The organism is Nonomuraea sp. NPDC003754, assembly GCF_053605785.1.
The window spans coordinates 50,364-75,333 of sequence record NZ_JBSGJX010000036.1 but is presented as its reverse complement, the minus strand read 5'-3'; the positions used below and the strand labels follow the sequence as shown (position 1 = coordinate 75,333).

The 24,970-nt window shown below is 72.4% G+C and carries 26 protein-coding genes; 14 read left to right on the top strand and 12 right to left on the bottom strand.

From position 1 onward, the window contains the following. Nucleotides 1-64: 64 nt before the first annotated feature. The 3 genes from ACWEVS_RS34455 to ACWEVS_RS34445 are packed head-to-tail and all read left to right on the top strand — an operon-like array spanning nucleotide 65 to nucleotide 3,887. Complete coding sequence (locus ACWEVS_RS34455; protein WP_354906901.1) at nucleotides 65-1,159, top strand: hypothetical protein; 1,095 nt, start codon at nucleotides 65-67, stop codon at nucleotides 1,157-1,159. After that, the gene (locus tag ACWEVS_RS34450; RefSeq protein WP_452554844.1) at nucleotides 1,156-2,604 is read left to right on the top strand and encodes a hypothetical protein; all 1,449 of its coding nucleotides are present in this window, start codon (nucleotides 1,156-1,158) and stop codon (nucleotides 2,602-2,604) included. Before ACWEVS_RS34455 ends, ACWEVS_RS34450 begins: the two co-directional genes overlap by 4 nt. Further along, nucleotides 2,601-3,887 carry an AAA family ATPase gene (locus ACWEVS_RS34445; protein WP_354906903.1) on the top strand — a complete coding sequence of 429 codons (1,287 nt, stop codon included), beginning with the start codon at nucleotides 2,601-2,603 and terminating at the stop codon, nucleotides 3,885-3,887. Before ACWEVS_RS34450 ends, ACWEVS_RS34445 begins: the two co-directional genes overlap by 4 nt. Before the next feature lie 237 nt (nucleotides 3,888-4,124). On the opposite strand, the gene ACWEVS_RS34440 is transcribed toward ACWEVS_RS34445, so the two are convergent. Together ACWEVS_RS34440 and ACWEVS_RS34435 are read right to left on the bottom strand one after the other, a co-directional pair. After that, nucleotides 4,125-5,057 carry a GNAT family N-acetyltransferase gene (locus tag ACWEVS_RS34440; RefSeq protein WP_449925219.1) on the bottom strand — a complete coding sequence of 311 codons (933 nt, stop codon included), beginning with the start codon at nucleotides 5,055-5,057 and terminating at the stop codon, nucleotides 4,125-4,127. Nucleotides 5,058-5,228: 171 nt separating this feature from the next. Further along, the gene (locus ACWEVS_RS34435; RefSeq protein WP_354906905.1) at nucleotides 5,229-6,434 is read right to left on the bottom strand and encodes an FAD-dependent monooxygenase; all 1,206 of its coding nucleotides are present in this window, start codon (nucleotides 6,432-6,434) and stop codon (nucleotides 5,229-5,231) included. Between the two features lie 84 nt (nucleotides 6,435-6,518). On the opposite strand from ACWEVS_RS34435, the gene ACWEVS_RS34430 reads away from it, so the two are divergent. Then, nucleotides 6,519-7,217, top strand: a complete 699-nt coding sequence (locus ACWEVS_RS34430) for a TetR/AcrR family transcriptional regulator (RefSeq protein WP_452554842.1) — start codon at nucleotides 6,519-6,521, stop codon at nucleotides 7,215-7,217. Nucleotides 7,218-7,497: 280 nt separating this feature from the next. Next, nucleotides 7,498-8,022 carry an N-acetyltransferase family protein gene (locus tag ACWEVS_RS34425; RefSeq protein WP_449925228.1) on the top strand — a complete coding sequence of 175 codons (525 nt, stop codon included), beginning with the start codon at nucleotides 7,498-7,500 and terminating at the stop codon, nucleotides 8,020-8,022. A gap of 273 nt (nucleotides 8,023-8,295) precedes the next feature. Here ACWEVS_RS34425 and ACWEVS_RS34420 read toward each other — a convergent pair whose 3' ends face one another. Then, entirely contained in the window at nucleotides 8,296-9,852 is a 1,557-nt protein-coding gene (locus ACWEVS_RS34420; RefSeq protein ID WP_449925231.1) for an MDR family MFS transporter, read from the bottom strand. A 100-nt stretch (nucleotides 9,853-9,952) separates the two neighbouring features. On the opposite strand from ACWEVS_RS34420, the gene ACWEVS_RS34415 reads away from it, so the two are divergent. From ACWEVS_RS34415 to ACWEVS_RS34405, 3 genes are read left to right on the top strand one after another with little or no spacing between them, the layout of a single operon-like run. Next, nucleotides 9,953-10,510, top strand: coding sequence for a TetR/AcrR family transcriptional regulator (locus ACWEVS_RS34415; RefSeq protein WP_449925234.1), 558 nt, complete (start codon nucleotides 9,953-9,955; stop codon nucleotides 10,508-10,510). 29 nt (nucleotides 10,511-10,539) lie between these two features. Continuing rightward, nucleotides 10,540-10,788 carry a hypothetical protein gene (locus ACWEVS_RS34410; RefSeq protein WP_354906910.1) on the top strand — a complete coding sequence of 83 codons (249 nt, stop codon included), beginning with the start codon at nucleotides 10,540-10,542 and terminating at the stop codon, nucleotides 10,786-10,788. Between the two features lie 60 nt (nucleotides 10,789-10,848). After that, nucleotides 10,849-11,226 carry an ATP-binding protein gene (locus ACWEVS_RS34405; RefSeq protein WP_452554839.1) on the top strand — a complete coding sequence of 126 codons (378 nt, stop codon included), beginning with the start codon at nucleotides 10,849-10,851 and terminating at the stop codon, nucleotides 11,224-11,226. Here ACWEVS_RS34405 and ACWEVS_RS34400 read toward each other — a convergent pair. From ACWEVS_RS34400 to ACWEVS_RS34390, 3 genes are all read right to left on the bottom strand, one after another. Beyond that, nucleotides 11,165-11,365 (bottom strand): hypothetical protein, encoded by a 201-nt coding sequence (locus ACWEVS_RS34400; RefSeq protein WP_449925242.1) that lies wholly within the window; start codon nucleotides 11,363-11,365, stop codon nucleotides 11,165-11,167. The genes ACWEVS_RS34405 and ACWEVS_RS34400 overlap by 62 nt on opposite strands. Nucleotides 11,366-11,453: 88 nt before the next feature. After that, the gene (locus ACWEVS_RS34395) at nucleotides 11,454-12,392 is read right to left on the bottom strand and encodes a Ppx/GppA phosphatase family protein (protein ID WP_452417387.1); all 939 of its coding nucleotides are present in this window, start codon (nucleotides 12,390-12,392) and stop codon (nucleotides 11,454-11,456) included. 9 nt (nucleotides 12,393-12,401) lie between these two features. After that, on the bottom strand, nucleotides 12,402-13,958 hold the full coding sequence (locus tag ACWEVS_RS34390; protein ID WP_452554837.1) for a hypothetical protein: 1,557 nt from the start codon (nucleotides 13,956-13,958) through the stop codon (nucleotides 12,402-12,404). A gap of 100 nt (nucleotides 13,959-14,058) precedes the next feature. Between ACWEVS_RS34390 and murG the strand changes: the two genes are divergently transcribed. Then, nucleotides 14,059-15,192, top strand: coding sequence for an undecaprenyldiphospho-muramoylpentapeptide beta-N-acetylglucosaminyltransferase (gene murG, locus ACWEVS_RS34385; protein ID WP_354906915.1), 1,134 nt, complete (start codon nucleotides 14,059-14,061; stop codon nucleotides 15,190-15,192). Here the strand turns inward: murG and ACWEVS_RS34380 are convergent. The 3 genes from ACWEVS_RS34380 to ACWEVS_RS34370 are packed head-to-tail and all read right to left on the bottom strand — an operon-like array spanning nucleotide 15,177 to nucleotide 18,036. Beyond that, nucleotides 15,177-16,076, bottom strand: coding sequence for a hypothetical protein (locus ACWEVS_RS34380; protein WP_452417383.1), 900 nt, complete (start codon nucleotides 16,074-16,076; stop codon nucleotides 15,177-15,179). The two genes, murG and ACWEVS_RS34380, sit on opposite strands and share 16 nt — an antisense overlap. Before the next feature lie 53 nt (nucleotides 16,077-16,129). Next, nucleotides 16,130-17,083: an inositol-3-phosphate synthase gene (locus tag ACWEVS_RS34375; protein ID WP_452554835.1), complete on the bottom strand. Its 954-nt coding sequence runs from the start codon at nucleotides 17,081-17,083 to the stop codon at nucleotides 16,130-16,132. Continuing rightward, nucleotides 17,080-18,036, bottom strand: a complete 957-nt coding sequence (locus tag ACWEVS_RS34370; protein WP_354906918.1) for a helix-turn-helix transcriptional regulator — start codon at nucleotides 18,034-18,036, stop codon at nucleotides 17,080-17,082. Before ACWEVS_RS34370 ends, ACWEVS_RS34375 begins: the two co-directional genes overlap by 4 nt. A gap of 80 nt (nucleotides 18,037-18,116) precedes the next feature. Between ACWEVS_RS34370 and ACWEVS_RS34365 the strand changes: the two genes are divergently transcribed. Beyond that, nucleotides 18,117-18,971, top strand: a complete 855-nt coding sequence (locus ACWEVS_RS34365; RefSeq protein WP_449925259.1) for a DUF2268 domain-containing protein — start codon at nucleotides 18,117-18,119, stop codon at nucleotides 18,969-18,971. Here ACWEVS_RS34365 and ACWEVS_RS34360 read toward each other — a convergent pair. Together ACWEVS_RS34360 and ACWEVS_RS34355 are read right to left on the bottom strand one after the other, a co-directional pair. After that, on the bottom strand, nucleotides 18,948-19,589 hold the full coding sequence (locus ACWEVS_RS34360; RefSeq protein ID WP_354906920.1) for a response regulator transcription factor: 642 nt from the start codon (nucleotides 19,587-19,589) through the stop codon (nucleotides 18,948-18,950). The two genes, ACWEVS_RS34365 and ACWEVS_RS34360, sit on opposite strands and share 24 nt — an antisense overlap. Further along, the gene (locus ACWEVS_RS34355) at nucleotides 19,586-20,776 is read right to left on the bottom strand and encodes a sensor histidine kinase (protein WP_452554833.1); all 1,191 of its coding nucleotides are present in this window, start codon (nucleotides 20,774-20,776) and stop codon (nucleotides 19,586-19,588) included. Before ACWEVS_RS34355 ends, ACWEVS_RS34360 begins: the two co-directional genes overlap by 4 nt. Nucleotides 20,777-20,904: 128 nt before the next feature. Between ACWEVS_RS34355 and ACWEVS_RS34350 the strand changes: the two genes are divergently transcribed. From ACWEVS_RS34350 to ACWEVS_RS34340, 3 genes are all read left to right on the top strand, one after another. Next, complete coding sequence (locus ACWEVS_RS34350; protein WP_354906922.1) at nucleotides 20,905-21,483, top strand: ClpP family protease; 579 nt, start codon at nucleotides 20,905-20,907, stop codon at nucleotides 21,481-21,483. Next, entirely contained in the window at nucleotides 21,480-22,097 is a 618-nt protein-coding gene (locus tag ACWEVS_RS34345; RefSeq protein WP_354906923.1) for an ATP-dependent Clp protease proteolytic subunit, read from the top strand. Before ACWEVS_RS34350 ends, ACWEVS_RS34345 begins: the two co-directional genes overlap by 4 nt. A 290-nt stretch (nucleotides 22,098-22,387) precedes the next feature. Beyond that, nucleotides 22,388-23,149, top strand: a complete 762-nt coding sequence (locus tag ACWEVS_RS34340) for a TSUP family transporter (protein ID WP_449925267.1) — start codon at nucleotides 22,388-22,390, stop codon at nucleotides 23,147-23,149. A gap of 2 nt (nucleotides 23,150-23,151) precedes the next feature. On the opposite strand, the gene ACWEVS_RS34335 is transcribed toward ACWEVS_RS34340, so the two are convergent. Beyond that, complete coding sequence (locus ACWEVS_RS34335) at nucleotides 23,152-23,892, bottom strand: hypothetical protein (protein WP_449925270.1); 741 nt, start codon at nucleotides 23,890-23,892, stop codon at nucleotides 23,152-23,154. Nucleotides 23,893-23,966: 74 nt separating this feature from the next. Between ACWEVS_RS34335 and ACWEVS_RS34330 the strand changes: the two genes are divergently transcribed. Continuing rightward, nucleotides 23,967-24,968 (top strand): AAA family ATPase, encoded by a 1,002-nt coding sequence (locus tag ACWEVS_RS34330; RefSeq protein WP_354906926.1) that lies wholly within the window; start codon nucleotides 23,967-23,969, stop codon nucleotides 24,966-24,968. Nucleotides 24,969-24,970 lie beyond the last annotated feature (2 nt).

Genomic DNA, 24,970 nt, shown 5'->3' with positions numbered 1-24,970 from the left:
GCGGAGGAGGACGGCGTGCGCGTGAGACGGGCACGACCGGGGACGAGAGCGGAGGCATGAGCGGGTGAACGGGCTCGACGCGCTGAGAGGCACCACCCCCGCCAAACCCCACGACGCCAGGGCGATCGCCGCGCTGGCCGCCAATCCGGGCTGCGCGCGCAGGGCGCTGATGGACGGCGCGGGCGTCGACAAGGACCGGGCGGCGCGGCATCTGGGGTTCCCCGCTCCGTTCGGGCAGTCGCCGTTCGCGATCACCAGGGGCAACGCCTTCGAGGCGCTGGTGAAGGCCGACGGCTGCGCGGAGCTGCTGCGGCTGCTGCGCGGGCTGCTGAGCCTGCCGATCGAGGAGGTCGCCTACCAGGACGTGCACAACGTCGGCGCCCACCTGCGCCACTCCCACACCAGGGCGCTGTTCGACCGGGCGGCCAGGCAGGAGCAGGGCACGCTGTACGACCATCCGCTGCTCAGCCTGGACATCGCGGGCCACGCCGCCTACCTCGAGCCCGACGTGGTGGCCTTCCAGCAGGGCGGGCAGTTCCACATCGTGGAGATCAAGTCGTTCGCGGTGATCGACGGCCAGGCCGACCCCGCGGCGGTCGCGGCGGCGGCCCGGCAGGCGGCGGTCTACGTGCTGGCGCTGCGCACCCTGTTGGAGGAGCTGGGCCACGATCCGCTGCGGGTCGCGCACGACGTGGTGCTCGTCTGCCCGGAGAACTTCGCCAACCGGCCGATGGCCACGCTCGTCGACGTGCGCAGGCAGCTGGCGGTGCTGAAGCGGCAGCTGGCCAGGATGACCTCGATCGACCGGCTGCTGGCGGAGCTCCCCGACGGCCTCACCTTCGACCTGCGGCCAGGCGACGACGGGGTGCCGACCAGGCCCGCGGCCGAGCTGGCGGAGGCGCTGCACCAGGTGGCCGCCCGCTACGCGCCCGACTGCCTGTCCACCTGCGATCTGTGTTTCTTCTGCCGTGACGAGGCCCGCCTCGAGGGTGCGTCGGACCTGCTCGGCCGGCAGGTGCGCGACGAGCTCGGCGGCGTGGCGACGGTCGAGGAGGCGCTGGCCCTGGCCGACGGCCGCCGCGAGCCCGCGCCAGGCCAGGAGGAGATCGCCCGGCTGCTGCGGGACGCCGAACGGCTGCGCAGGGAGTGCCTGGCGTGAGCATCCTCACCTCGCTGGCCCGGCTGAGGGCGGTCAAGGAGGGCGTGGCGCAGCCGACGGCCACCGTGCGCCACTGCCATGTGAGCGACCGGCCGATGGTGTTCGTCCCGCTCAAGCTGTCGGGTGAGGCGGCGGCGCCGCTGGCGGCCCTGGTCGGCACCGACCGCGACGCCCCCGAGCTGCTGGTGGTCTCCCAGCCGCGCAACCGGGATCTGCGCTTCGCCTTCATGGCCGAGCTGGCGGGGGTGCTGCTGCCGTACGTCGAGAGCTTCGCGGCCCACACCGAGACGGTCGAGAAGAGGAACGCCGACCCCTACGAGCGGGCGCTCGACGCGCCCCAGCTGCTGCTGCCGAACCCGGCGGGGGTGGGGTTCACCAGGCTGCTCGGCCGCTCGACCAGGTTCCGCAGGACCGACGGGCCCTATCCGGTGCCGGAGGAGGTGCCGCTGCTGGGCAGGTGGCTGACCTACTTCGCCGAGCGGGCCGCGCACCCGGGCTCGTCGCTGACGCTGGCCGCCACCGAGGAGCTCGGCCGCCACTGGGCCACCGGGCAGAGCGGGCTGGAGGACGCCAACCTGGCCGCCCTGATCGGCTGGATCGCTCCGCCGCCGGGACTGACCGGGCCGCAGGCCGCCGAGGAGGCGGAGGACCCGCTGATCTGGCCGCCCGCCGGGCCGGCCACCGACCCCGGCTTCGACGCCGAGGTTCTCGCGCCCGCGATCGACGAAGGCACCGTCGAGCGCGTCACCGAGGCGCTGCGCACCCAGCTGGCCCCGACGTGGCGGCTGCTGTGGCAGGCCGTCGACCTGCTGCGGGCGCTGCCCGCGGGGGCGAGCGTGGCGACCAGGTGGGAGGCCGACAGGGGCTCCTACAGCGTCATGGCCCAGCAGGTCGCCGAGGGCGCGCCGCCGCAGGCCCGCCGCGACGGCGCCGTCTCCGCCGCGGCCCGCCTGTCCAGGATGGAACGGGCGCAGGCCGCCTTCGAGGTGCAGCGCGCCTACGACGATCCGCTGATCATGGCCGAGTACCGCCTGACCGGCGAGGCGTTCGCCGGCGAGGTGATCGAGACCGATCCCGGGCACACCGAGGGCGAGGGCCGCTCCCGCAAGCTGCGGCCCGTCGTCCTGATCAAGACCGACGACCCCGTACGGCTGCCGCCCGGCGCCACGCTCGGCACGCCCGATCGCCGCGGCCAGGCCGCCGAGCTGGTCGACGTCCACGAGGGCCTGGTCACCCTGAAGATCACCAAAGGCATGGGCAGGGGGAAGACCCCGGCCCCCGGCTCCGTGCCCGAGCCGGGCGAGCGGGTCTGCTACACCTCGCTGACCGACGACTTCCAGGGCTCGGCGGCGCTGCCCGACAGGGAGGCCACCCCGTGGACCCACGGCGGGCCGCCCGAGGAGTACGTCCCGAGCGACGAGGACGCCCAGGAGGAGTGGGCATGAGCCCCGAAGAGGTCATCCAGGCCGTGCTGGCCGACCTGCCCAGACACCGGGGCGTGGTCGTCGACTCCCCGCCAGGCGCGGGCAAGTCGACGCTGGTCGTGCGGGCCGCGGCGCACCTGGCGGAGACCGGCGAGCCGCTGATGATCGTCGCGCAGACCAACGAGCAGGTCGACGACCTGATCGAGCGCATCGCCGACAAGCATCCCGAGCTCTCGGTCGGCCGGCTGTCCGCCTCCGGCTACGTGCCGCCGCTGCGGCTGCTGGAGATCCCGAGCGTCACGGTCGGCACCAGGATCCAGGACCTCAACGATCCGGCCGTCGTGATCGCCACCGCCGACAAGTGGGCCTGGATCAGCGGCCGTACCTGGCCGTGGGCGATCGTCGACGAGGCCTACCAGATGCGCTCCGACAAGTTGCTGCGCATCGCCGGGCTGTTCGAGCGGGCGCTGTTCGTGGGCGACCCCGGCCAGCTCGACCCGTTCTCGATCGTGGAGGCCGACAGGTGGGCGGGCCTGTCCTGGGATCCGCTGCAGAGCGCCGTGTCGGTGCTGCTGCGCCACAACCCCGACCTGCCCGTGCACCGGCTGCCGGTGTCGTGGCGGCTGCCCGCCTCGGCGGCGCCCGTGGTGTCGCAGGCGTTCTACCCGTTCACCGGGTTCCGGTCGGGCACCGGGCCCGGCGAGCGGGCGATGGAGCTGACCACCGGCGGCATGGGCACCGTGCACGACCGCGCGCTGGAGGAGGCGGCGCGCTCGGGCTGGTCGCTGCTCGAACTGCCCAGCCGCCACACGGTCCGCACCGACGGCGAGGCCGTGCAGGCGGTGGCGCGGCTGGCCACCAGGCTGCTGGAGCGCGGCGGAGTGACGTTCTCGGAGAAGGGCGAGCGGCCGGTGACGGCCGACCGGGTCGCGATCGGTGCCGCGCACCGCGACCAGGTGGCGGCCATCAGGAGCGCCGGCGTGCCGCCCGAGATCACCGTCGACACCGCCAACCGGCTGCAGGGCAGGGAGTACGACGTGACGGTGGTGCTGCACCCGCTGTCGGGACGCAGGGACGCCACCGCCTTCCACCTGGAGTCCGGACGGCTGTGCGTGCTGACCTCCCGGCACCGGCACGCGTGCGTGGTGGTGGCGAGAGCGGGCATCTCCGAGCTGCTCGACGCCCATCCGTCGGCCGAGTCGGTGCAGCTCGGCGTGCCGGTCAAGTTTCCCGACGGCTGGGAGGCGAACCAGTCGGTTCTGGAGCACCTGGCACGGCACCGGATCCGCGCCCTGGGCGGCTGAGGCCGGGCCCGCTCGTGCGGGCGGCGGCTGAGGCCGGGCCGCCCGTGCGGGCGGCGACTGAGGCCATGCCCGCTCGTGCGGGCGGCGGCTGAGGCCGGGCCGCCCGTGCGGGCGGCGACTGAGGCCATGCCCGCTCGTGCGGGGGCCGTTCCCGCGAGCAGGCCGGGGCCGGGGCCCGGGGGGCACGTTGGGCGGGTGTGCCGGTCACCCGCGTGGCCGCGCCCCGGCGGGGCGTCGCTAGAGGCGGCGGCGCCAGACGTCGATGACGAGCACCGGGCGCATGCCCGCGGAGGTGTAGAGGCCCAGCGCGGGCGTGGTGTTGTTGGCGTCGACCTGCAACAGCGTGCCCCTCCGGCCGCGGGCGGCGTCGGCGGCGAAAGCCGTACGCAGCAGGAAGCGGCCGAGGCCGCGCCCGCGGAAGGCGGGCAGCGTGGCGAGGGTGAAGACGTAGCCGCGGTTCTCGTCCTCGGCGAAGTGGTTGGTGCCCACCAGCAGCGCGGCGGGCTCGCCGTCGACGCGGGCGACGAGCACCTGCGACCAGTCGGTGGCCGCCGAGGCCTGCCTGCGGCCCAGCCACTCCTCGTACGGCAGCGGCACGAACCCGAAGTGGTCGGCGAAGCCCTCCTGGTGGATGCGGTGCGCCTCGCGCCTGAGCTCGTCGGTGAGCGCGGGGTGAAGGGTGACGCCGTCGGGCGGCTCGGGAGCCTCGACAGGTCCGTCGAAGTCGATGCCGAGCCGGTGGAAGCTGGTGGCGGGCGCGAAGCCGAGCCCCTTCACCAGCGCCTGCTTGTCCTCGTCGGCGCGGTAGACGCCGATGTCGAGGGTGAGGCCTTCGTGGCCGCGCTCGGCGGCCAGCTGCCGGGAGCGTTCCATGACGGCCGACCAGAGCCCGTCCGTCACGCCGTCGCCGGTTCCCGGCCTGACGACCACCTCGACGTCGGCCTCGTCGCTGTCGCCCTTGGGGATGATCCACGCCCAGCCGTTCAGCGTGCCCGCGTCGTCCTCGGCCAGCCAGGCGTCCCGCTCGGTGTCGAGCTCGCCGAGTTCGTCGGCGATGTCGTCGAGTGTGACGTCGGGGAGGCCGATGACCGAGATGTCGTAGGTGGAGACGAGCTCGTGCACGGCGGGGGCATCGGCCGTGCGGGGTCGGCGGACGGTGTGGCGATCCATGGCGACGATTGTCCACATTCGCCGGGTCGGTCGCCTCTGGTTTTCCGCCCCGCGGATCAGGGCGCCGACCGGGGGCGGTGGGAGACCCCTGCCAGGTCCGCACCGTCCGCGGGCTCGCGCCGTCGAGCCGCTGCCGCGAACCGGGTTCCGGGCAGGGCGGAAGCCGTACCGTTACGCACGGCCACCGACAAGAGAGTCGTAGTCAGGCAGGTCGGCGCTGGTCGCCAGCGACTTGGTACTGCTGATCATGAGCTTCTGGGCCAGGCTGGTGCTGAACAGGGCGTTGCGGAACCACAGCCCGAAGGCGCCGGCCGGGGCGAGGAACTTTCCGGGGTTGGCGCCCCGCTGCCATCGGGCGGCGTATGGTCGCATGCGGTTCTCGTAGGCGGCGAAGCCGGCACGGTGATCGCCTCCTGCGGCGGCCAGCTCGCCGGCCAGCACGTAGGCGCCCACGACGGCGGTGCCCACGCCCATCCCGCCGAGCGTCACTCCCCAGGCGGCGTCGCCGAGCAGCGCGGCACGTCCTGATGACCAGGCCGGGACGCGGACCGTGCTGATCGAGTCGAAATACAGCTCCGGTGCGTCGCGCAGCCCGGCGAGCAGGCGGGGCACATGCCAGCGCATGCCGGTGAACGCGTCGGCGACGAGCTTCTTCTGCTGTTCGACGTCGCGCCAGTCGTGGTCGAGCTGCGGCGAGGCGAACACCGCGAAGACCCCCGCCCGATCCGGGTCGCGCTGGTCGGCGGAGACGCCGATCATCCGGCCTGGCACGTTGTACTGCTGGGGCGTGGCATCCGCGCCGAACGCGTTGGGCAGCTGCCAGCCGGCCAGGTAGTAGCCGAGGTGCCGTACGTAGCTCTGCTCGGGCCCGAACGCGATGCGGCGTACACCGGAGTGCAGCCCGTCAGCGCCGATCATCATGTCGAACGTGCGCGAGCCGTTCCGGCCGAACTCGACCCGGATGCCGTCGGCGGTCTCCACCGCGCCGGCGATCGCGTCGCCGAACAGGTACTCGGTGCGCTCGACGCCGCGCTCGTAGAACACCCGCGACAGATCACGGCGGAGTACCTCGATGTCACCTCCGGCGAACTCGGCGGGCAGCTCGAACAGCCGGCGGCCGTGCTCGTCCACCCAGCGCATCGCGCCCGCGTGGGTCTGCAGCGCCCGGAGTTCGTCCAGGACACCCATCTTCGACAGCACGCCCAGGTGGGTGGGCCCGCGGAAGTCGACCGCGAAGCCGGAGGTGCGCAGCGTGGGCGCGATCTCGACGACGGTGGTGTCGGCCCCGTACCGGGACAGCCAGTACGCCAGGGCGGGGCCGGCGACTCCGGCGCCGGAGATCAGGACTCGCAGGCCGCGCAGCGCGGAAGTGATCACAGCACTCTCCTGTACACAAAAACTGTATCCGTTGGACACAGTGTACGATAGACACAGTTGAGCGCATGGTGCAAGGGAGTGCCGATGGCAACCGAGACGACGGCGATCACGCTGCTGTGGGAACAGCCGGCCGCACCGAAACGCGGGCCGAAACCGACGCTGAGCCTGGACACGATCGCGACCGCCGGCATCGAGATCGCCGACGCCGACGGACTCGCGGCCCTGACGATGCAACGGGTCGCCGAGCGGCTCGGCGTCACGAAGATGGCCCTGTACCGCTACGTGCCGGGCAAGGTGGAACTGGTCGCGCTGATGGTCGATCTGGCGATCGGTGAACCACCGCCGCCGGCCGCGGTCGGCGGCGGCTGGCGGCCGACGCTCGACTCGTGGGCGCGGCAGATGTACGACCGGTTCCGGGCGCATCCGTGGGCATTGGAGGCCACCGTCGGGGCACGCGCTTTCGGGCCCAACGAACTCGGCTGGCTGGAACAGGCCACCGCCGCGCTGGCCGGTACCGGGCTGGCCGGCTCGGAGATCCTCGACACGGCCGCCACCCTCGCCGGGCACGCGCGGATGATCGCGCAGCAGGCCGCGGGGACCCCGGCCGGCGCCCCCGAGCAGGCGATGGGTGATGCCATGGGCGCGATGCTGACCGGGCGCGAAGAACGCTTCCCCACGTTGTCCGCGGCCCTGGCCGACCCGGCGGGCAAGGACCAGGCGCTCGACTTCGGCCTGCGGTGCATCCTCGACGGCGTGGAGTTGCTGATCAGCCGCCTGAACTGACGTATCGGCCCTGGCGGCGGGCCCTGCGGCTACGTTGTGCGGCCACGGCGCAGGCCGGTGATCCCCGGCGACGGGACCGGGCGCTCGGGCCGCTCACATGGCGAGGGGACGCCAGTGGCGAAGGATCCCTGGGAAGGGGGTCGCGGTGAAGCGGGCCCGGGGCGGGGCAGGCCCAGGTGCCGGGCCACGGGGTGAAGCGGCCGGGGTGAAGCGGCCGGGGTGAAGCGGCCGGGTGAAGGGTGAGGCGGGCCCGGGGCGGGGCGGTCAGTAGGCTGGGCTCGTGTTGATCCGCCCCGCCACCGCAGGTGACCTGCCGTCGGTGGCCGCCGTCTACGCCCACTACGTGGCCACGAGCGTCGTCACCTTCGACGAGATCTCGCCCGAGCCGGCCTTCTGGGAGAGCAGGCTCGGCGATCTCGACGCGCGGGGCCTGCCGTTCCTGGTGGCCGACGTGGACGGCGAGGTGGCGGGATACGCCCTGGCGAGCCAGTGGCGGCCCAAGCCCGCCTACCGGCACACCGCGGAGGACTCGATCTACCTGGCGCCGGGCCGTACCGGGCAGGGGCTGGGCCGGGCGCTGCTCGGCCAGTTGCTGGAGCGCTGCGCGAAGGCGGGGGTGCGGCAGGTGGTGGCGGTGATCGCCGACACCGGTGACGCGGCTTCGGTGGCGTTGCACCGCGCGTTCGGGTTCGTCTCCGCCGGGCGGCTGACCGGGGTCGGCTTCAAGCTCGGCCGCTGGGTCGACACCGAGCTGCTGCAACTCGACCTCACCCGCCACCGGCAGGCCGACGACCGGCGCCGGTAGCCGCGGCCCGCCCGGCAGGCCCCGGCCGGCGTCCGCGGCCTGGGACTGAACCGCACCATTCGGGCGCAGGCCGACCGCGCTCTCTCGTGCGGGCCGAGGACCCGGCGCTCGCGGCCGGGCCCCGCGGACCGACCGCGCTCTCTCATGCGGGCCCAGGACCCGGCGCTCGCGGCCGGGCCCCGCGGACCGACCGCGCTCTCTCGTGCGGGCCCAGGACCCGGCGCTCGTGGCCGGGCTCCGGCCGTCAGCCGGCCGCGCGGCGCCGACCGGGTGCTACTCGACGACGGCGGCCTGGAGTTTGGCTTCTTCCGTGGCGGCGGGACCGCCGCGCAGCGGGATCTCCTTGATGAAGACCGCCAGCACCGGCACCACGACCGCGAACAGGATCGCCCACCAGAAGATGCCCGAGATGGCGCCCGCCAGCGTCTCGAGGAAGCCGGTGCGCACCTGCGGCGGCAGCGCGCCGAGGGCGGCGGCGTCCATCCGGCCGCCACCGCCGACCATCCGCTCGGCCGTCTGGGCGCCGAACCTGTCGGTCAGCCCGGACAGCAGCTGGTTGTTGAAGATGGCGCCGAACAGGGAGACGCCGAACGAGCCGCCGATGGAGCGGAAGAAGGTGGAGGCGCTGCTGGAGACGCCGAGGTCCTTCTGCTCGACGCTGTTCTGGGCGATGAGCATCGTGGTCTGCATGAGGAAGCCCATGCCGACGCCGAGGACGGCGATGTAGACGCCGGTCTGCCAGGAGGGGGTGTCGACGCCCATCAGCGACAGCAGGAACATGCCGAGCGCCATCACCACCCCGCCGAGCACGGGGTAGGCCTTGTACCGGCCGGTCTTGGTGATCGCCTTGCCGACGAACAGGGACACGACCATCGCCGCTCCCATCATCGGCAGCAGCAGCAGGCCCGAGTTGGTGGCCGAGGCGCCCTGGACGGTCTGCTGGTAGAGCGGCAGGAAGTTGATCGCGCCGAACATCGCGAAGCCGAGCAGGAAGCCGACCGCCGAGATGAGCGTGAAGTTGCGGTTGCGGAACAGCTGCAGCGGCATGATCGGCTCGGCGGCGCGCCGCTCGACGGGGATGAAGAGCGCCAGCGAGACGACGGCGAGCGCGGCGAGGCCGAGGATCTGCGGAGAGCCCCAGGTGTACTCGTTGCCGCCCCAGGTGGTGATGAGCACGAGGGCGGTGATGCCGATGGACAGCAGGACCGCGCCGAGCCAGTCGATGCGCGCCTCGGTGCGGTGCCTGGGCAGCTTGAGCTTCACGGCCAGCAGGACCAGGGCGACGGCGCCGACGGGCAGGTTGACGTAGAAGGCCCAGCGCCAGTCGAGGTGGTCGGTGATGAAGCCGCCGACGAGCGGGCCCGCGATCATGGCGAGGGACATGACGCCCGCCATGATGCCCTGGTACTGGCCGCGCTCCCGGGGCGGGACCAGGTCACCGATGATGGCCATCGCGTTGACCATGAGGCCGCCCGCGCCCAGGCCCTGGATCGCGCGGAAGGCGATCAGCTCGGCCATGCCGTCGGCCGGTCCGCCCAGCATCGACGATCCGGCCATGCCGCACAGCACCGAGCCGATCATGAAGATCACGATCGAGGCCATGAAGATGCTCTTGCGGCCGTAGAGGTCGCCGACCTTGCCCCAGATGGGCGTCGAAACAGTCGTGCCGAGCACGTACGCTGTCACCACCCAGGACAGGTGTGTCAGGCCGCCCAGCTCCTCGACGATGCGGGGCATCGCCGTGCCCACGATCATGTTGTCCAGCATCGCGAGGACCATCGCGAGCATCAGGCCCGGCAGTACCGCCATGACCTCCCGCCGTCGCTCCACGGAAATCTCCCCGATTGAGAACGTCCACTTACTTGCCGACCGGCAAGCAGACGCTAAGCTAAGGTCTTACTTGCCGGCCGTCAAGTGAAATTGGACCGAAATGCGAGAAGACACACGGGCGAAGATCCAGGAGATCGCGCTCAGGCTCTTCACCGAGCAGGGCTACGAAGCCACCTCCCTTCGCGAGATCGCCGAAGAGCTCGGCGTCACCAAGGCGGCCCTCTACTACCACTTCAAGACCAAGGACGACATCGTCGCCAGTCTGGCCGAGGACAGGATCGCCGAGCAGGACGAGCTGCTCGCCTGGCTGCGGACCCGGCCCAAGACGGCCGAGACGCGCAGGGAGCTCATCCTTCGCTACGCCGAGCAGCTACGGCGCACGCGCCACCAGGACCTCGGCCGTTTCCTCGAGCGCAACCAGACCTCGCTGCGCGACCATCCGACCCTCATGGCGATGCGCGAGCGGATGATCGCGGTGGCCGAGGAGCTCAGCGGCCCCGACGACCCCATCGCCGTACGGCTGCGCCGTTCGATGGCACTGTTCACCCTCCACACCGGGATGTGGCTGACCCAGCAGTACGACATCGGCGAGGACGAGCGCCGCGAGATCGCCACCAGGGTGGCCCTGGAGATCCTCGAGGGCCGCGGCGACGATTGAGACGCGGCTCTCGGGGCACGGGCCATCGCATGACAGGGAAAGAGGAGATCGCACGCGTCAAGGAGCTCATCGACGGCTTCTACACCGGCCAGGAACGCCTCAGCCACCTGGAGATCACCAAACGGATGACGGCCGCCGAGTTGCCCGCCGACCTCATGGTCTACTTCGACCTGCTGCCTGACGGCGACTACGACCAGGAGGAACTCGTCGAGACCCTGAACCAGATGATCATCGACAGGGGCCAGGAGGACGCGGTCGGTCTGATCCCCGAGGTCTGAGGAGGCGCAGTGGAGGCGACCATAGCACTTCGGCTGCCGAGAGACGCCGCGAGCGTACCGGTGATCAGACAGACGCTCGACGGCACCCTGCGTTCGCTCCATGTCGTGCGGCCGATCAGAGAAGACATCGAACTCATGCTCAGCGAGGCCTGTGCCAACGTGATCAGGCACGCGGTGCAGAGCGACGAGTACACCGTGAGCGCGGGGGTCTATCACGACCGCTGCGTCATCAGGGTCGTGGACACCGGAGCCGGGTTCGATCCGCACAGCGTCGGCGATCCGGCCCCCGGCGCCGAGCACGGCCGCGGCCTGCAGATCATGCGGGCCCTGGCCGACGACGTGCGCTTCACCCAGCGCAGGGAGCACGGCACGATCGTCAGTTTGGAGAAGAAGCTACGTTTCGAGAACGAGGCTCCCTTCCCGACACCGCGGCCATGAGGACGATGGCCAGCAGGACGACGACGGAGACGGCGAGCAGCGCGAGGGCGACCAGCCCGACGACGATCGCCAGGGTGGCGGCGAGGCTGAGCAGTGTCCACACCATGCCGGAGCGGCTGCCCGCGATCGGGTGGGTCATGCCACTATCGAGTGAAATGCCGCAATCGAGCGAGATGCCGCTTCCGGCATGACCCTCAGGCCGTCCGGTCCCGCCGCCAGGGCCTCCTTCAGCCGAAACGGCCGGGCAGCAGGTCGAGGCGGCGCAGGATGACACCCTCGCGCAGCGCCCACGGGCACACGATCAGCTTCTCGATCTCGAACAGGTCCATGGTCGCGTCGGCGACGATCGCCCCCGCGGCGAGCTGCGCGGCCCGGCCCTCGGAGACGCCCGGCAGCTCCGCTCGTGCCGAGGCGTCCATCCTGGTCAGCTTGACCGCCCACTCGGCCAGGTCGCTCCTGGTGAGCGAGCGGGAGACGTAGGGCCCCTCGCCGGAGGGCGGGGCGCCGGCGATCCTGGCCAGCTGCTTGAAGGTCTTGGACGTGGCCACGGCACAGTGCGGGCCGCCGTACCTGACGATGTCGCCGACCCGGCGGGCGATCTCGGCGCGGACGTGCCTGCGCAGCTTGCGCACCTCCTCGGCCGAGGGCGGGTCGGAGGTGAACCAGTCGCGGGTCAGCCGCCCCGCGCCCAGCGGCAGGGAGACCGCGACGTCGGGCTCCTCGTCCATGCCTCCGGCGATCTCGAGCGACCCGCCGCCGATGTCGAGGGTGAGCAGCCTGCCGGAGGACCAGCCGAACCAGCGCCGGGCGGCCAGGAAGGTCAGCATCGCCTCCTCGTTGCCCGACAGGACCTCGATGTCGACCCCGCACTCGGCGTTGATCCTGGCGACGACCTGCTCGCCGTTGGCCGCCTCCCTGACGGCCGAGGTGGCGAAGGCCATGAAGTCCTCGACGCCCTTGTCCTCGGCGATCTGCAGCGCCTCGGCCACGAACGCGCTCAGCCGCTCGATGCCGCGCCTGGACAGGCGGTCGCCGTCCTCCAGGTGCTCCGACAGGCGCAGCTCCTCCTTGTGGGAGTAGGCCGGGATGGGGCGGGCTCCCCGGTGGGCGTCCACCACGAGCAGATGGACAGTATTGGAGCCTATGTCCAGAACGCCGAGTCGCATGGGCGAACGTTATCGCCCGCGGGGCCGTACGGCGAAGCGGAGGCTGAAGTGGTCGAACAGGGCCGGCGCACCCACCACGGCGACCTCTCGCGCGCGCAGGATCTCGGCGAGCACGCGGGTCGCGGTGAGCATCACCAGCCCCTCCCCTGCGCAGCGGGCGGGCCCGTCGCTGAAGGGGACCTGGTCCATGAAGGAGGTGATGACGGCGACGGCGCTGCCCGCGGGCACGGTGATCCCGCGCCAGGTGGTCGGCGCCGTGGTGTCGCGCAGGATGGCAGGCGTCGTGGGCCAGCGCCGCAGCGACTCCAGCACGGCCGCGCGCGACCTGGCCTCCTCCCCCGCGTCTCCGGACGGGCCGTCGGGCGACGCGGGGGAGGAGGCCCGCAGGGCCAGTGCCCGCCATGCCGCGATGCCGGCCGCGTCGTAGGCGAACAACCAGTGCGGCACCTGGCCTTCGGCGTGCACGACGGGATCGGCCGGCGTGCGGGCGAGCAGCCCGGCCAGGCTGCCCTCCTCGGCCCTGCGCAGGTGTCCCTCCAGCCGCCGCTGGAAGGCGACCCGCACGTCGGTACGGCGGGCCCGCAGGGAGAACCAGTTGGCGTCGGCCCGCAGCCGGTCCAGCAGCGCGCTGAGCTCCTCGTCGTCGCGGGCCGCGTCGCCGAGCACCACGCGGCGGGCGATCCGCCGGTGCGCCGCCTGGAAGCAGGGCCAGTCGATCACTCCCCGCGTGGGCAGCGCCGCTATCTCCTCGGCCACCTTCGCCCGCACGTCGCCGGCGATCGCGCCGGGGCCGAGCACCTCCTCGTTGAACGCCCGCCGCCGGGCGCGCAGCTCGGGATCCCTGGTGACGAGCACGGCGTCGCTCTGGAAGTGGCCGAACGCGCCCTGTTTCTCCCTGTTGGCGGGGGTGAACTCGGCGCCGTGCAGCGCCCGCCGCACGTCCGCGCCGGTCAGCGGGATGACCGCCCAGCCGCGCAACGGGATCCGCACCAGCAGCGGGCCGCCGTCGTGGCGGTCGCGCAGCCGGGCCAGCAGCCGGTTGGCCCGCTCGTCGGCCCTGAGGAGGGCGGCCAGCCGCACGCCGAGCGGCCGGCGCAGGACGACACCCTGGGCGACGATCGGCAGCGCCACCTCCAGGGCGAGGCGCAGCGTCTCCCATGGCGAGGTCCGGCAGGGGGGCCGCGCCCGGCGCCGGGGCAGCGGCCTGGTCGGGCGGAGGGCGGGATGGTGGTTGCCCTCGGGGTCGAAGGCGGGCAGGCCGACGGCCCTGTCGCGCAGGCGCAGCAGCGCGATGGTGTGCTCGCCCGCGTTGATGGCGTACAGGTCGTGGTCGAGCCGCTGCGCGGTGAGCCTGAGCCTGCCGTGCCGGTGCCGGTAGCCGCCGGGCAGCACCAGGTCGAGGTCGCGCCCGTCGGCGCCGTCGAGGATGCGCACGAGCGTGGTCTGGCCCGCCAGCCGTACGACGGCCTCGCGCGGGCCCGTGTCGAGCGCGGGCACTCCGAGCGGCGGATGCTCCAGGACCTCGAAAGTCGCGGTGAACAGATCGCCCTCGGTGATTGTCGGCATATTTCCGCGCATACCCTTCCTCGTGGTCATGACACGCGTCGCGGGGGGCGGGGCCCGGTCGTGGCGCGAGTGTCCCCCCTGGCGGCAATAGTCTGACGTCGTGACACGAACCCTTCGCCTGCTGGTGACCGGTGGCGGCACCGGCGGCCACACCTATCCCGCCCTGACCACCCTTGCCGCGGTGCAGCGGCGGCGGGTGCCCCACGACGTTCTCTGGGTCGGTACGGCCAGCGGCCTGGAGGCCAGGATCACCGCCGAGCACGGCATCCCGTTCAAGGCGATCACCACGGGCAAGCTGCGCCGCCGCCCGAACCTGCGCGAGCTGGGCACCAACCTGGCCGACATGTTCCGCATCCCGCTGGGCGTCATGCAGGCGATCGGCCACGCGGCCCGCTACCAGCCCGACGTGGTGCTGTCCACGGGCGGCTACGTCGCGGTGCCCATCGGCGTGGCGGCCAGGCTGCTGCGCCGCCCGCTGGTCATGCACGAGCAGACCACGGTCGTGGGGCTGGCCAACCGCATCCTGGCCAGGATGGCCACCCGCATCGCCCTGTCGCACGAGTCGTCGATGGAGCACCTGCCCCCCTCCGCCCGCGACAAGGCGGTGGTGACCGGCAACCCGGTGCGGCCCGAGCTGCTCCACGGCGACCGGGCGGCGGCCTACGACCAGTTCGGGCTGACCTTCGAGGTGCCGCTCATCTACGTGACCGGCGGCGCCCAGGGCAGCAAGCAGATCAACACGATGCTCGCGGAGATCCTGCCGCGGCTGCTGCCGTACGCGCAGGTGATCCACCAGTGCGGGCCCGCGTGGATCGACCAGATGCGCGCCGTCGCGCTGCCGCCAGGGCTGGCCGACCGCTACCACCCCGTCCCCTACGTCGGGGCCGAGCTGCCCGACCTGTTCGCCGCCGCGGACGTGGTGATCTCGCGCAGCGGCGCCGGCACGGTCTCCGAGCTGACCGCGATCGGCAAGCCCGCGGTGCTCATCCCGCTCATCCCGACCGGCGGCGACGAGCAGCGCAAGAACGCCTCCTACCTGGCTTCCGCGGGCGCCGCCCGAGCGCTGCTGGAGCCGAACCCGCCGGCCGAGCTGCTGCTGGCCGAGCTGATGCCGCTGCTGGCCGACCCGGCGCTGCGCGCGGCGATGGCCGAGGCGGCCCAGAGGCTGGGCCGGCTCGACGCCGCCGACGCGCTGGCCGGCATGCTGCTGGAGGCCGCTCAGCCGTCCAGGTAGCGGAAGGCCTCGTGGGCTTCGCGCACGCTCCTGCGCAGCGTCTCCTCCAACTGGCCGGCGTCGTCGGCCAGCCGGGAGATCTCCGGTACGGCGAAGCCGTCCGCGCCCGACTCGGCCACCAGCTCCTCGTAGCGCGGCAGCCGGGCGCGCAGCTCCTCGATCTGGCCGCGCGCGTGGTAGGCGCGCTCGGCGTCGGCCACGTGGCTCGCGTAGCGCTCCAGCGCCTCGACCCTGGCCACGACCGCCGTCTCGCTGCCGGCCAGCGCCCGCTCCAGCGGCTGGACGGCCTGGGCCACCTCGGGCGCGACGCCGCGCGCGATGAGCGCCTTGTGCTCGGCGCGCAGGGCCGACAGCTTGGCCAGCAGGCGGGCGATCTCCCACTCCTGCTGGGGCAGGAGCACGGCGTTGCGCACCTCGTCGAGCAGCCCTTCGGCGTTGACGTGGGAGCCGAGGACGGAGTTGACCGCCCGCTGGGTGCGCGCCATCAGCGCCAGCGCATCGGGATCGAAGTCTTCGGGCAGGTGGTAGCGGCCGTCGTACCAGCGGGCCTGCTCGAAGATCTCCTGCTCCTCGGTGTGGTCGTCGCCGGGCTGCGCGCGCGGGGACAGCACCTTGGCCATGAAGAGCAGCATGACCACACCGAAGCTCAGGAAGGCCACCCTGATCGAGCCCGCGACGATGAAGATGATCGCCAGCCCGAGCAGCATGGGGGCGCCCACGAGGGCGGCGGTGTCGAAGGGAGTGCCGGACGGGCGTTCGGGCCCGGGCCGCGGCCGCCATCCGGCCTTGATGCGGGACAGCAGCGGGGCGTTCGCCTTGAACGTCCAGGCGACCTCTTCCGGCACGCCAGGATCGACCACGACCGCTATGTCCTGTCCCGACATTCCCTGGATCATAAGCTTTGCCGGGGCGGGTGTGGAAGAGCGCGACGTGGTGTTCAGGCCTTCATCAGGCCAAGGTTCAGTACACCCCCGCGGCCCTCCAGCATGGCGCGCCTGGCGTGCCGTACCGCGTCGAGGGTGTTGCCCGCGGCGCTCGGGGAGTCCTCCACGGACATGCGCAGCTCGATCTCCAGCGGGGTGCCGCCGAACGCCTCGCCGTCGATCCTGATGTAGGCGACCTTCCGGTCCCGCAGGAAGGGGACGTGCTCGGCGCCGACGTGGACCTGGCCGCCGTCCGGCATCCTTCCCGCCGCCATGCCCTGGGCCTTGGTGGCCTTCTTGCCCGCCATCCTGGCCGGGTCCTGCATCGCCTGGAAGTCCATGTTGCCGCCGGCGTTGAGCTGGTAGGTGGAGCGCAGCCGCACTCCCGCGGCGGTCAGCGCGTCCACCAGCGCGCGGTGCACGAGCGTCGAGCCGAACTGGCTCTTCAGGTCGTCGCCGACCAGCGGCAGGCTCGCCCGCTCGAACCTGTCGGCCCACTCGGGCGCGCGGGCCAGGACGGCGGGCATGCAGTTGACGAACGCGCACCCGGCCAGCAGCGCCGCCTCGGCGTACAGCTCGGTGGCCCGCTGGTGGCCGACGGGCAGGTAGCTGACCACCACGTGCGTGCCCGTGGCCCGCAGGACGCCGGCGACCTGCTCGGGTGTCCTGCCGCCCCGCGCGCCCGTGAGGTCGCCGAAGTCCTCGCCGAGGATGCCCTCCTCCACCGGCACGCCCGCGTACGGCACGCGGGCGAAGGCGGCGGCGTTGTTGGGCGCGGCCCAGACGGCCTCCGACAGGTCCTTGCCGATCTTCTCAGGGGTGACGTCGAAGGCCGCGGTGAAGGCCACCTGCCGGACGGCGAAGCCCGCGCACTCGGGGTAGTCGGTGTCGCGGTAGTACTCGACCCCCTGCACGAGCGAGGAGGCGCAGTTGCCGATGCCGACGAGGGCCACGTTCACAGTGCTCATGAACCGTACATCTTGCCCAATTCGGCCACCGTCTCCCGCATCAGGTCGCGTAGTTCGGCGGGGGCCAGCACCTCGACGCTCGCGCCCATGCGCAGCAGCAGCCAGCGGGCGTGCGGGACGGACTCGATGGGCACGGTGACGGTGCGCCACCCGTCGGGGTCGGGTTCGGGCAGCTCGACCGTGATGCTCATGGTGTAGTCGAGCAGGCTCTCGGCGCCGGGCGCGACCCTGATGACGGCCTCGGCCTTGTACATCTTCTCGCGGAACTCCTTGGCGTACAGGCGCCAGAACTCCGCCAGGTCGAACCCCTGCGGGTGCTCGAACGTGCCGTCGAGCGTCTCCAGGCTGAGGACGCGCGAGACCCGGTAGGTGCGCGGCGGGTCGCCGGGCGGCGCGGCGACCATGTACCAGGAGCCGCCCTTCAGCACCAGGCCGTAGGGGTGGACGACACGCTCGACCACCTGCCGGCCCCAGCGCTGGTAGCTCATGCGGAGCGGGCGCTGGTCCCACACCGCCTCGGCGACCTCGGTCAGGTGGGGGACGTCGTCGGCGTTGCGGTACCAGCTGGGCACGTCGAGGTGGAAGCGCTCGCGCATCCTGGCGGCCTGGGAGCGCGGCTCCGGCGGGAGGGCGGCCAGCAGCTTCAGCTCGGCGTTGGCGGCGAGCTCGGCCAGGCCCAGCTCGGCGGCGGGCCCGGGCAGTCCGGCCAGGAACAGGGAGGATGCCTCGGCGGCGGTCAGGCCGTTGAGCCTGGTGCGGTAGCCGTCCAGGAGCTGGTAGCCGCCCGCGGGGCCGCGGTCGGCGTAGACGGGCACGCCCGCCGCCGACAGGGCCTCGACGTCGCGGTAGACGGTCCTGACCGACACCTCCAGCTCCTCGGCCAGCTCGGTGGCGGTCATACGGCCACGCGTCTGCAGCAACAGGAGGAGGGAGAGCAGCCGGCTCGCGCGCATGCCCCCATTCTCGCCGCCCGCGCGCGGAGCCGGGAAAACGACTTGAGCCTCACGTCACGTGAGCCTCTACCGTCCCGGCCATGGAAATCATCGTCCACGACACCTTCACCGCCATGGCCGACCTGCTCCGCCGTCCCCTCGGCGAGCGCCGGGACCTCCTGGCCGGCATGCTCGCCCCCATCCGCGCGGCCATCCCCGTGCCGGGCGACATCGTCGACATCCACCACCAGGGCGCCGGATTCCGCGTCGACCGCGAGGACCCGCGCTACCTGCCCGCCGTCGAGAAGCTCATCGAGCAGGACGTCCCCGGGCAGATCGAGCGCGCGCTCGGCAAGGCCGCCGCCGCCCTGACCGGTCTGGCCGCGCCCGACGCCATCCAGGTGATGTTCGTCCTGGGCCACCCCGACGACGACTACCTCATGAACGTCGTGGGCGGCTACTACGGCATGGGCGGCTCCGGCGACGTGATCTACCTCCTCGCCTGGCCGGGCGACGACGTCATCGGCAGGATCGCGCACTGCGCGGTGCACGAGTTCCACCACAACATCCGCTACCGCACCGTGGAGTGGAACCCGGCCACCGTCACCGTCGGCGAGCACGTCGTCGCGGAGGGGCTGGCCGAGGCGTTCGTGCGGGAGCTGTCGGGTCCCGAGGCGATGGGCCCGTGGTCGGCGCGCCCGCTCGACGACGCGGTGTTCGCCAGGATCGTGGCCGACCTCGGCCTGCAGGGCATGCAGAACACGCCCGCCTACGTGCTCGGCGACACGGCGATGGTCAGGTTCGGCCAGGAGCCGCGCGGCATCCCCGACATGGCCGGCTACCCCGCCGGGCTGCGCCTGGTCGACGCGCACCTGCGGGCGACGGGCCGGTCGGCCGTCGAGTGCACGGGCCTGCCCGCCGCCGAGATCCTGTCAACCTGGCGAGACGAAGCCTGACTCGTAGGCGGCGATCACCGCCTGCGTGCGGTCGCGGGCGCCGAGCTTGGTGAGCACGTTGCCGACGTGCGTCTTGACCGTCTCCTGGCTGACCACCAGCTCGGCGGCGATCTCGCCGTTGGACAGCCCCCTGGTCATCAGCCGCAGCACGTCGCCTTCACGGCCGGTCAGGCGGCCGATGCCGGGCACCCCGGTGGCGGGCCTCCGGCGCGCCGCCAGGTCCCTGATCGCGGCGGGGAACAGCAGCGTGTCGCCGGCCGCGACCACCCTGATGGCCCGCACCAGGTCGCCCGGCCTGGTGCGCTTCAGCAGGAAGCCGCTCGCGCCCGCCCGCAGCGCGTCGTAGACGTAGTCGTCGTTCTCGAACGTCGTCACCACGAGCACCTTGGGCGCCTCGGGCAGCGCGACCAGGTTCGCGGTGGCCTGGATGCCGTCGAGGCGGGGCATGCGGACGTCCATGAGCACCACGTCGGGGCGTTCCCTGCGGACCACGGGCAGCACCTCGGCACCGTCGGCCGCCTCGCCGACGACGGTGAGGTCCTCCTCGGACTCGACGATGATCCGCAGTCCGGTGCGGATGAGGTCCTCGTCGTCGGCTATCACGATCTTCAGCGTCACGCCCCCGACCGTAGCGGGAGCCGTACCGACACCTGCCACTCGCCCCGCTCGCCAGGACCGGCGTGCAAGGTGCCGCGCAGCAGCCCGACCCGCTCCCGCATGCCCGCGACCCCGCGACCGCCGCCCCTTCCGCGCGTGGCGGCGGCGGCGTTGGAGATCTCGAGGCTCAGCTCGTCGTCCTGGACGGCGGCGGCCAGCCGGACCGCGCCCTGCCCGTGCTTGATGGCGTTGGTCAGCGCCTCCTGGACGATCCGGTAGGCCTCGCGCGAGACCACGGCGGGCACCGAGGACAGGTCGCCCACCTCGCGCCTGACGTCGGCGCCCGAGGCGCGGATCAGCTCGTCGAGGTCGGCGAGCGTGGCCTGCGGGGCGCGGCCCTGCGCGTCCTCGCGCAGCACGCCGAGCACGTGGTCGAGATCCTCCAGCGCGGCCCGCGCCGACTGCTCGATGGCCTCGAGCGCGGTCCTCGCGGTGGCCGGGTCGCGCTCGATGACCCTGCTCGCGGCGGCGGCCTGGAGGGTGACCACGCTCAGCGCGTGGCCGACCGAGTCGTGCAGCTCGCGGGCCAGCCGGTTGCGCTCGGCGAGCCCGCGGGCCTGCTGCTCGGCGACGGCGAGCCGATCGGCGGGCGACGGGCCGAGCAGCCTGGGCGCCAGCCGGGCCAGCAGCGCGCCCGCGCCGGCCACCACGGCGACCAGGACCACCGCGATCGCCACCGCCGCCACGGGCATCCACGCCAGCGGCGCATCGCGGCCGAGCAGTCCGGCGGGGTCACCGGTGAGCGGCGCGGCGAGCAGCCACACCACGAACGGCACGATCGCCAGCGTGATCCCGCTCATCAACCCGCCGACCGCCAGGTGCAGCGTGAACCACAGCGCGGTGCGCCGCCGTTCCCCCCAGGTGCGCCGCCCGCCCGGCAGCGGGTCGACCTTCGCGCCGAGCAGCCCCTCGGCCGCCGACACCTCGAACGCCCGCAGCGGCAGGAACAGCCCGGTCACCGCGACCAGCGGCAGCACCGCCACGTAGACCAGCACGTCGACGGGGAAGAGCAGCTGCGAGGCGTTGCCGCGGCCGCCGACCGTGCCGCTGACCAGCACGCCGAGCATCATGTACGGCATCAGCAGCGCCCCGCCGAGGATCAGGCAGGCCCACCTGCGGGCGACGAGTCTCCATCTCACAGATCGCATTATATGTCGCGGTAATTCACTCCCAGCATAATGCGCTTTTAGCGGAATATGCTCACGGAGAACCGCGACACCACAATTCCGGCTCTCTCGATAACGTCTTATGCGTAACGCGAGAGAAAGGTGGACGCATGACGGAGACCCCTCGCCCGGCCTGGCCGGAGCAGCTTGGCCAGCGGCTGCTGAAGGAACGGATTATCGTCCTCGGCCAGGAGGTCGACGACGATATTTGCAATCGCCTGTGCGGCGAACTGCTTTTGCTGGCGGCTGAAGACCCGGTCAGCGACGTCACTCTTTACATCAATTCGCCCGGCGGTTCGATTTCGGCCGGGATGGCGCTTTACGACATGATGCAGTTCGTCCCCTGCGACGTGGCGACGGTCGCGATGGGGTTCGCCGCCTCCATGGGGCAGTTCCTGCTGAGCGGCGGCGCGCCGGGCAAGCGCTACGCGCTCCCCCACGCCCGGATCGTCATGCACCAGCCGCTCGGCGGCATCGGCGGCACCGCGGCCGACATCCAGATCCAGGCCGAGAACCTGCTCTACACCAAGCGGCTGATGGCCGAGCTGATCGCGCAGCACACCGGCCAGCCGCTGGAGCGCATCCAGGCCGACTCCGACAGGGACCGGTGGTTCACCGCGCAGGAGGCCAAGGAGTACGGCTTCGTCGACCATGTCGTCACGCACGCGGACGGGGTGATCAAGGTATGAACGCGCGCTATGTGCTGCCCTCCTTCACGGAGCGCACCAGCTACGGCATCAAGGAGATGAACCCGTACAACAAGCTGTTCGAGGACCGGATCATCTTCATCGGCACGCCGATCGACGACACCCTGGCCAACGACGTGATGGCGCAGCTGCTGACGCTGGAGTCGCTCGATCCTGACCAGGACATCCAGCTCTACATCAACTCGCCGGGCGGGTCGTTCACCTCGATGAGCGCGATCTACGACACGATGCAGTTCGTCAGGCCGCAGGTCCAGACGGTGTGCATCGGCGAGGCGAGCTCGGCGGCGGCCGTGCTGCTGGCGGCGGGGGCGCCGGGCAAGCGGGCGGCGCTGCCGCACGCGCGCATCCTGCTCCACCAGCCGGCCACCGAGGGGGCCAGCCGCGGGCAGTCGAGCGACCTGGAGATCCACGCGCGGGAGATCCTGCGGATGCGCGACCAGCAGGAGGAGATCCTGGCCAAGCACACGGGGCGGTCGACCCTCGACATCCGCAGGGACATCGAACGCGACCGCTTCATGACGGCCGAGCAGGCCAGGACCTACGGGCTGATCGACGACATCTTCGCCGGCCGCAAGAAGACCCTGACGCCGGCCTGACCCTCCGGCGAACCGCCGGAACGACATCCGGCGGCTCGGCCGGCTTCCCGGCGGGTCGGCCTCCCGGCGGGTCGGCTTGATCGGCCCGCTTGATCGGCCGGCTTGATCGGCCGGCTTGATCGGGGGGACACAGCGGGGCGTTCGCGGGTCACAGCGGGCGCCCACGCCGGTCCCGGCGCTGACGATGGGCTCGCGCCGGGGCCGGACCCGCCCCTACCCCAGCAATTCTGGAAATGTCGTGACATGTAGCCTGCTCTGCGTTCTGTGACGCAAGCGGGGGGAGTGGCGGCGTGTCGCTGGAGCAGGTCATCGTGCTGCTGGTGGCCGCCGCGGGAGCCGGCTGGATCGACGCCGTCGTCGGCGGCGGCGGGCTGCTCCAGCTTCCCGCCCTCATGGTGGCGGGCGTCCCCACCGTCCAGGCGATCGCCACCAACAAGCTGGCCGCCATCTTCGGCACCGCCTCCGCCGCCGTCACCTACGCCCGCACCACCAAGCTCGACCGCGAGGTGGCGGTGCCGGCGGGCGCGCTGGCCGTCCTCAGTGCGGGGCTCGGGGCGACGGCGGCCGCGGCCATCTCCTCTGGCGTCCTGCGCCCGCTGGTGATGGTCGTCCTGCTGGGCGTGGCGGCGTTCGTGACCCTGCGCCCCTCCTTCGGCGCGCTCCCCCAGCCGCACCTGCGCACCCGCGCGCGGGTCGGGGCGGCCATCGTGGCGGCGGGGGTCGTGATCGCCTTCTACGACGGCATCATGGGTCCCGGCACGGGCACCTTCCTGATCATCGCGTTCACCACCATCCTCGGTCTGGACTTCGTGCACGCCTCGGCCACCGCGAAGATCATCAACACCGGCACGAACTTCGGCGCGCTGCTGGTCTTCGGCTTCCAGGGCCACCTGCTGTGGGGGCTGGGGCTGGGGATGGCGGCCTGCAACATCGCCGGCGCCCAGCTCGGCGCCCGCATGGCGCTCAGGCGCGGCGCCGGGTTCGTGCGGGTCGTGCTGCTGTGCGTGGTGGTGGCGATGGTGGCCAGGCTCGCCTGGCAGCAGTTCGCCTGAGCTCAGATCGGGTTGCCCTCGCCGTTCTCGTCGCCGGGCGTCTGCCCTGGCGTGTTGCCGCCCGTGTCGCCGGGAGAGGGGCTCGGTCGCGGGTTCTGCGGCTCCGGCGAAGCCGGCACCGGGGGCGGGCTCGGCACGAACTCCGTCGGCGGCAGCGGCCGCGGCAGCGGCGCGCTGTCGTCGTCCCCGCCGAACAGCAGCAGCGCGATCACCGCGCCCAGCACCACGAGCAGCGCCAGCACCCCGGCCGCGACCAGCACCCTGGCGCGCGTCTCGGTCAGCGGCGCGCGCGGGCGCGGCGGCGCGGGCAGCGCCGGCGCCCTGTCGGCCAGCCAGTAGGGCACGAAGTCGGGCCCGTGCACCTCGCCGATCAGCGTGCCGCCGACCAGCACGGGCTCGAGGAAACGTTCGGCTCCCGGCCGTCCGGGGACGTACGGCACCGCCACCCACGGCGCCTGCCCCAGGTCGGCCGCGACGACGGGCGGCCCGTCGGCCACGGCCCCCCTGTTCCGGGCGCGGGCGACCCAGCCGCGCCGTCCCGAGGCCGCGCGGATCGCCGTCACGAACCGCTCGCGCGCCGAGGGGTCGAGCGCCGCTCCCCTGGTGAGCAGGGCGATCGACACCGCCCGGCCGTCGGCGGCCTGCCCGAGGTAGACCAGACCCGCCGGAGCGGTCGACAGCCGCGCCTGCACGGCGAAGCCCCCGAGGCGCGGCGGGTCACCGTACTGCAGCGGAACGGCCATGCGAGTCATCAAAGCACGTATACCCGGCGCGCCGGGGCGTGCACCCATAAGCCTTGTTTGGTGGAATAGCACTCATGAGCACTGCCGAAGAGCTGTCGACGGGTACCGACGCGGCCGTGCTGCGTCAGACCCTTGAGGAGGTCCGGCGGGTCATCGTCGGCCAGGACCACATGGTCGAACGCCTGGTGGTCGCGCTGCTGGCCCGTGGCCACTGCCTGCTCGAGGGTGTGCCAGGGGTGGCCAAGACGTTGGCCGCCGCCACCCTGGCCACCGTGGTGGGCGGCACGTTCGCCCGCATCCAGTTCACCCCGGACCTGGTGCCCAGCGACATCGTCGGAACCCGCGTCTACCATCCCTCCAGCGAGCAGTTCGACATCGAGCTCGGCCCCGTCTTCGTCAACTTCCTGCTGGCCGACGAGATCAACCGCGCGCCCGCGAAGGTGCAGTCCGCGCTGCTCGAGGTGATGGCCGAGCGCCAGGTCACGCTGGCGGGCATCACGCATCCGCTGCCGAAGCCGTTCATCGTGCTGGCCACCCAGAACCCGATCGAGTCGGAGGGCGTCTACCCGCTGCCCGAGGTGCAGCGCGACCGGTTCCTGTTCAGGGTCAAGGTGCCGCACCCGAGCGCGCAGGAGGAGCTGGAGATCCTGCACCGGATGAGCGTCACCCCTCCGGTGCCCGAGCGGATCCTCGATCCCGAGCGGCTGCTCGCCCTGCAGCACCAGGCCGAGCTGGTCTCGGTGCACCAGCTGGTCGCCGACTACGTGGTGCGCCTGGTCATGGCCACCCGCTCGCCCGCCGAGTACGGCATGCCGGAGCTGGCCGACACCATCGAGGTGGGCGTCAGCCCGCGCGCCACGCTCGGCCTGGTCTCGGCCGGCCGGGCGCTGGCGGTGCTGCGCGGGCGCGACTACCTGCTGCCCGACGACGTGCGCGACGTGGCGGTGGACGTGATGGGCCACCGGCTCATGCTCACCTTCGACGCCCTGGCCGACGGCGTCGACCCCGAGCAGGTGATCAGGCAGATCCTGCACGCCGTACCGCCTCCGCTGGTCGTGTGGAACCAGAACAGGTGACC

Excerpts from the sequence above, each read along its gene's own strand:
- ACWEVS_RS34430 (WP_452554842.1), top strand. The coding sequence starts at position 6,519 with ATGGCAACCGAGACGACGGCGATCACGCTGCTGTGGGAACAGCCGGCC.
- ACWEVS_RS34390 (WP_452554837.1), bottom strand. The coding sequence starts at position 13,958 with ATGCCGACAATCACCGAGGGCGATCTGTTCACCGCGACTTTCGAGGTC.
- ACWEVS_RS34375 (WP_452554835.1), bottom strand. The coding sequence starts at position 17,083 with ATGAGCACTGTGAACGTGGCCCTCGTCGGCATCGGCAACTGCGCCTCC.
- ACWEVS_RS34445 (WP_354906903.1), top strand. The coding sequence starts at position 2,601 with ATGAGCCCCGAAGAGGTCATCCAGGCCGTGCTGGCCGACCTGCCCAGA.
- ACWEVS_RS34395 (WP_452417387.1), bottom strand. The coding sequence starts at position 12,392 with ATGCGACTCGGCGTTCTGGACATAGGCTCCAATACTGTCCATCTGCTC.
- ACWEVS_RS34410 (WP_354906910.1), top strand. The coding sequence starts at position 10,540 with ATGACAGGGAAAGAGGAGATCGCACGCGTCAAGGAGCTCATCGACGGC.
- ACWEVS_RS34330 (WP_354906926.1), top strand. The coding sequence starts at position 23,967 with ATGAGCACTGCCGAAGAGCTGTCGACGGGTACCGACGCGGCCGTGCTG.
- ACWEVS_RS34400 (WP_449925242.1), bottom strand. The coding sequence starts at position 11,365 with ATGACCCACCCGATCGCGGGCAGCCGCTCCGGCATGGTGTGGACACTG.
- ACWEVS_RS34335 (WP_449925270.1), bottom strand. The coding sequence starts at position 23,892 with ATGGCCGTTCCGCTGCAGTACGGTGACCCGCCGCGCCTCGGGGGCTTC.
- ACWEVS_RS34355 (WP_452554833.1), bottom strand. The coding sequence starts at position 20,776 with ATGCGATCTGTGAGATGGAGACTCGTCGCCCGCAGGTGGGCCTGCCTG.
- ACWEVS_RS34380 (WP_452417383.1), bottom strand. The coding sequence starts at position 16,076 with ATGTCGGGACAGGACATAGCGGTCGTGGTCGATCCTGGCGTGCCGGAA.
- ACWEVS_RS34440 (WP_449925219.1), bottom strand. The coding sequence starts at position 5,057 with ATGGATCGCCACACCGTCCGCCGACCCCGCACGGCCGATGCCCCCGCC.
- ACWEVS_RS34370 (WP_354906918.1), bottom strand. The coding sequence starts at position 18,036 with ATGCGCGCGAGCCGGCTGCTCTCCCTCCTCCTGTTGCTGCAGACGCGT.
- ACWEVS_RS34350 (WP_354906922.1), top strand. The coding sequence starts at position 20,905 with ATGACGGAGACCCCTCGCCCGGCCTGGCCGGAGCAGCTTGGCCAGCGG.
- ACWEVS_RS34365 (WP_449925259.1), top strand. The coding sequence starts at position 18,117 with ATGGAAATCATCGTCCACGACACCTTCACCGCCATGGCCGACCTGCTC.
- ACWEVS_RS34415 (WP_449925234.1), top strand. The coding sequence starts at position 9,953 with ATGCGAGAAGACACACGGGCGAAGATCCAGGAGATCGCGCTCAGGCTC.
- ACWEVS_RS34345 (WP_354906923.1), top strand. The coding sequence starts at position 21,480 with ATGAACGCGCGCTATGTGCTGCCCTCCTTCACGGAGCGCACCAGCTAC.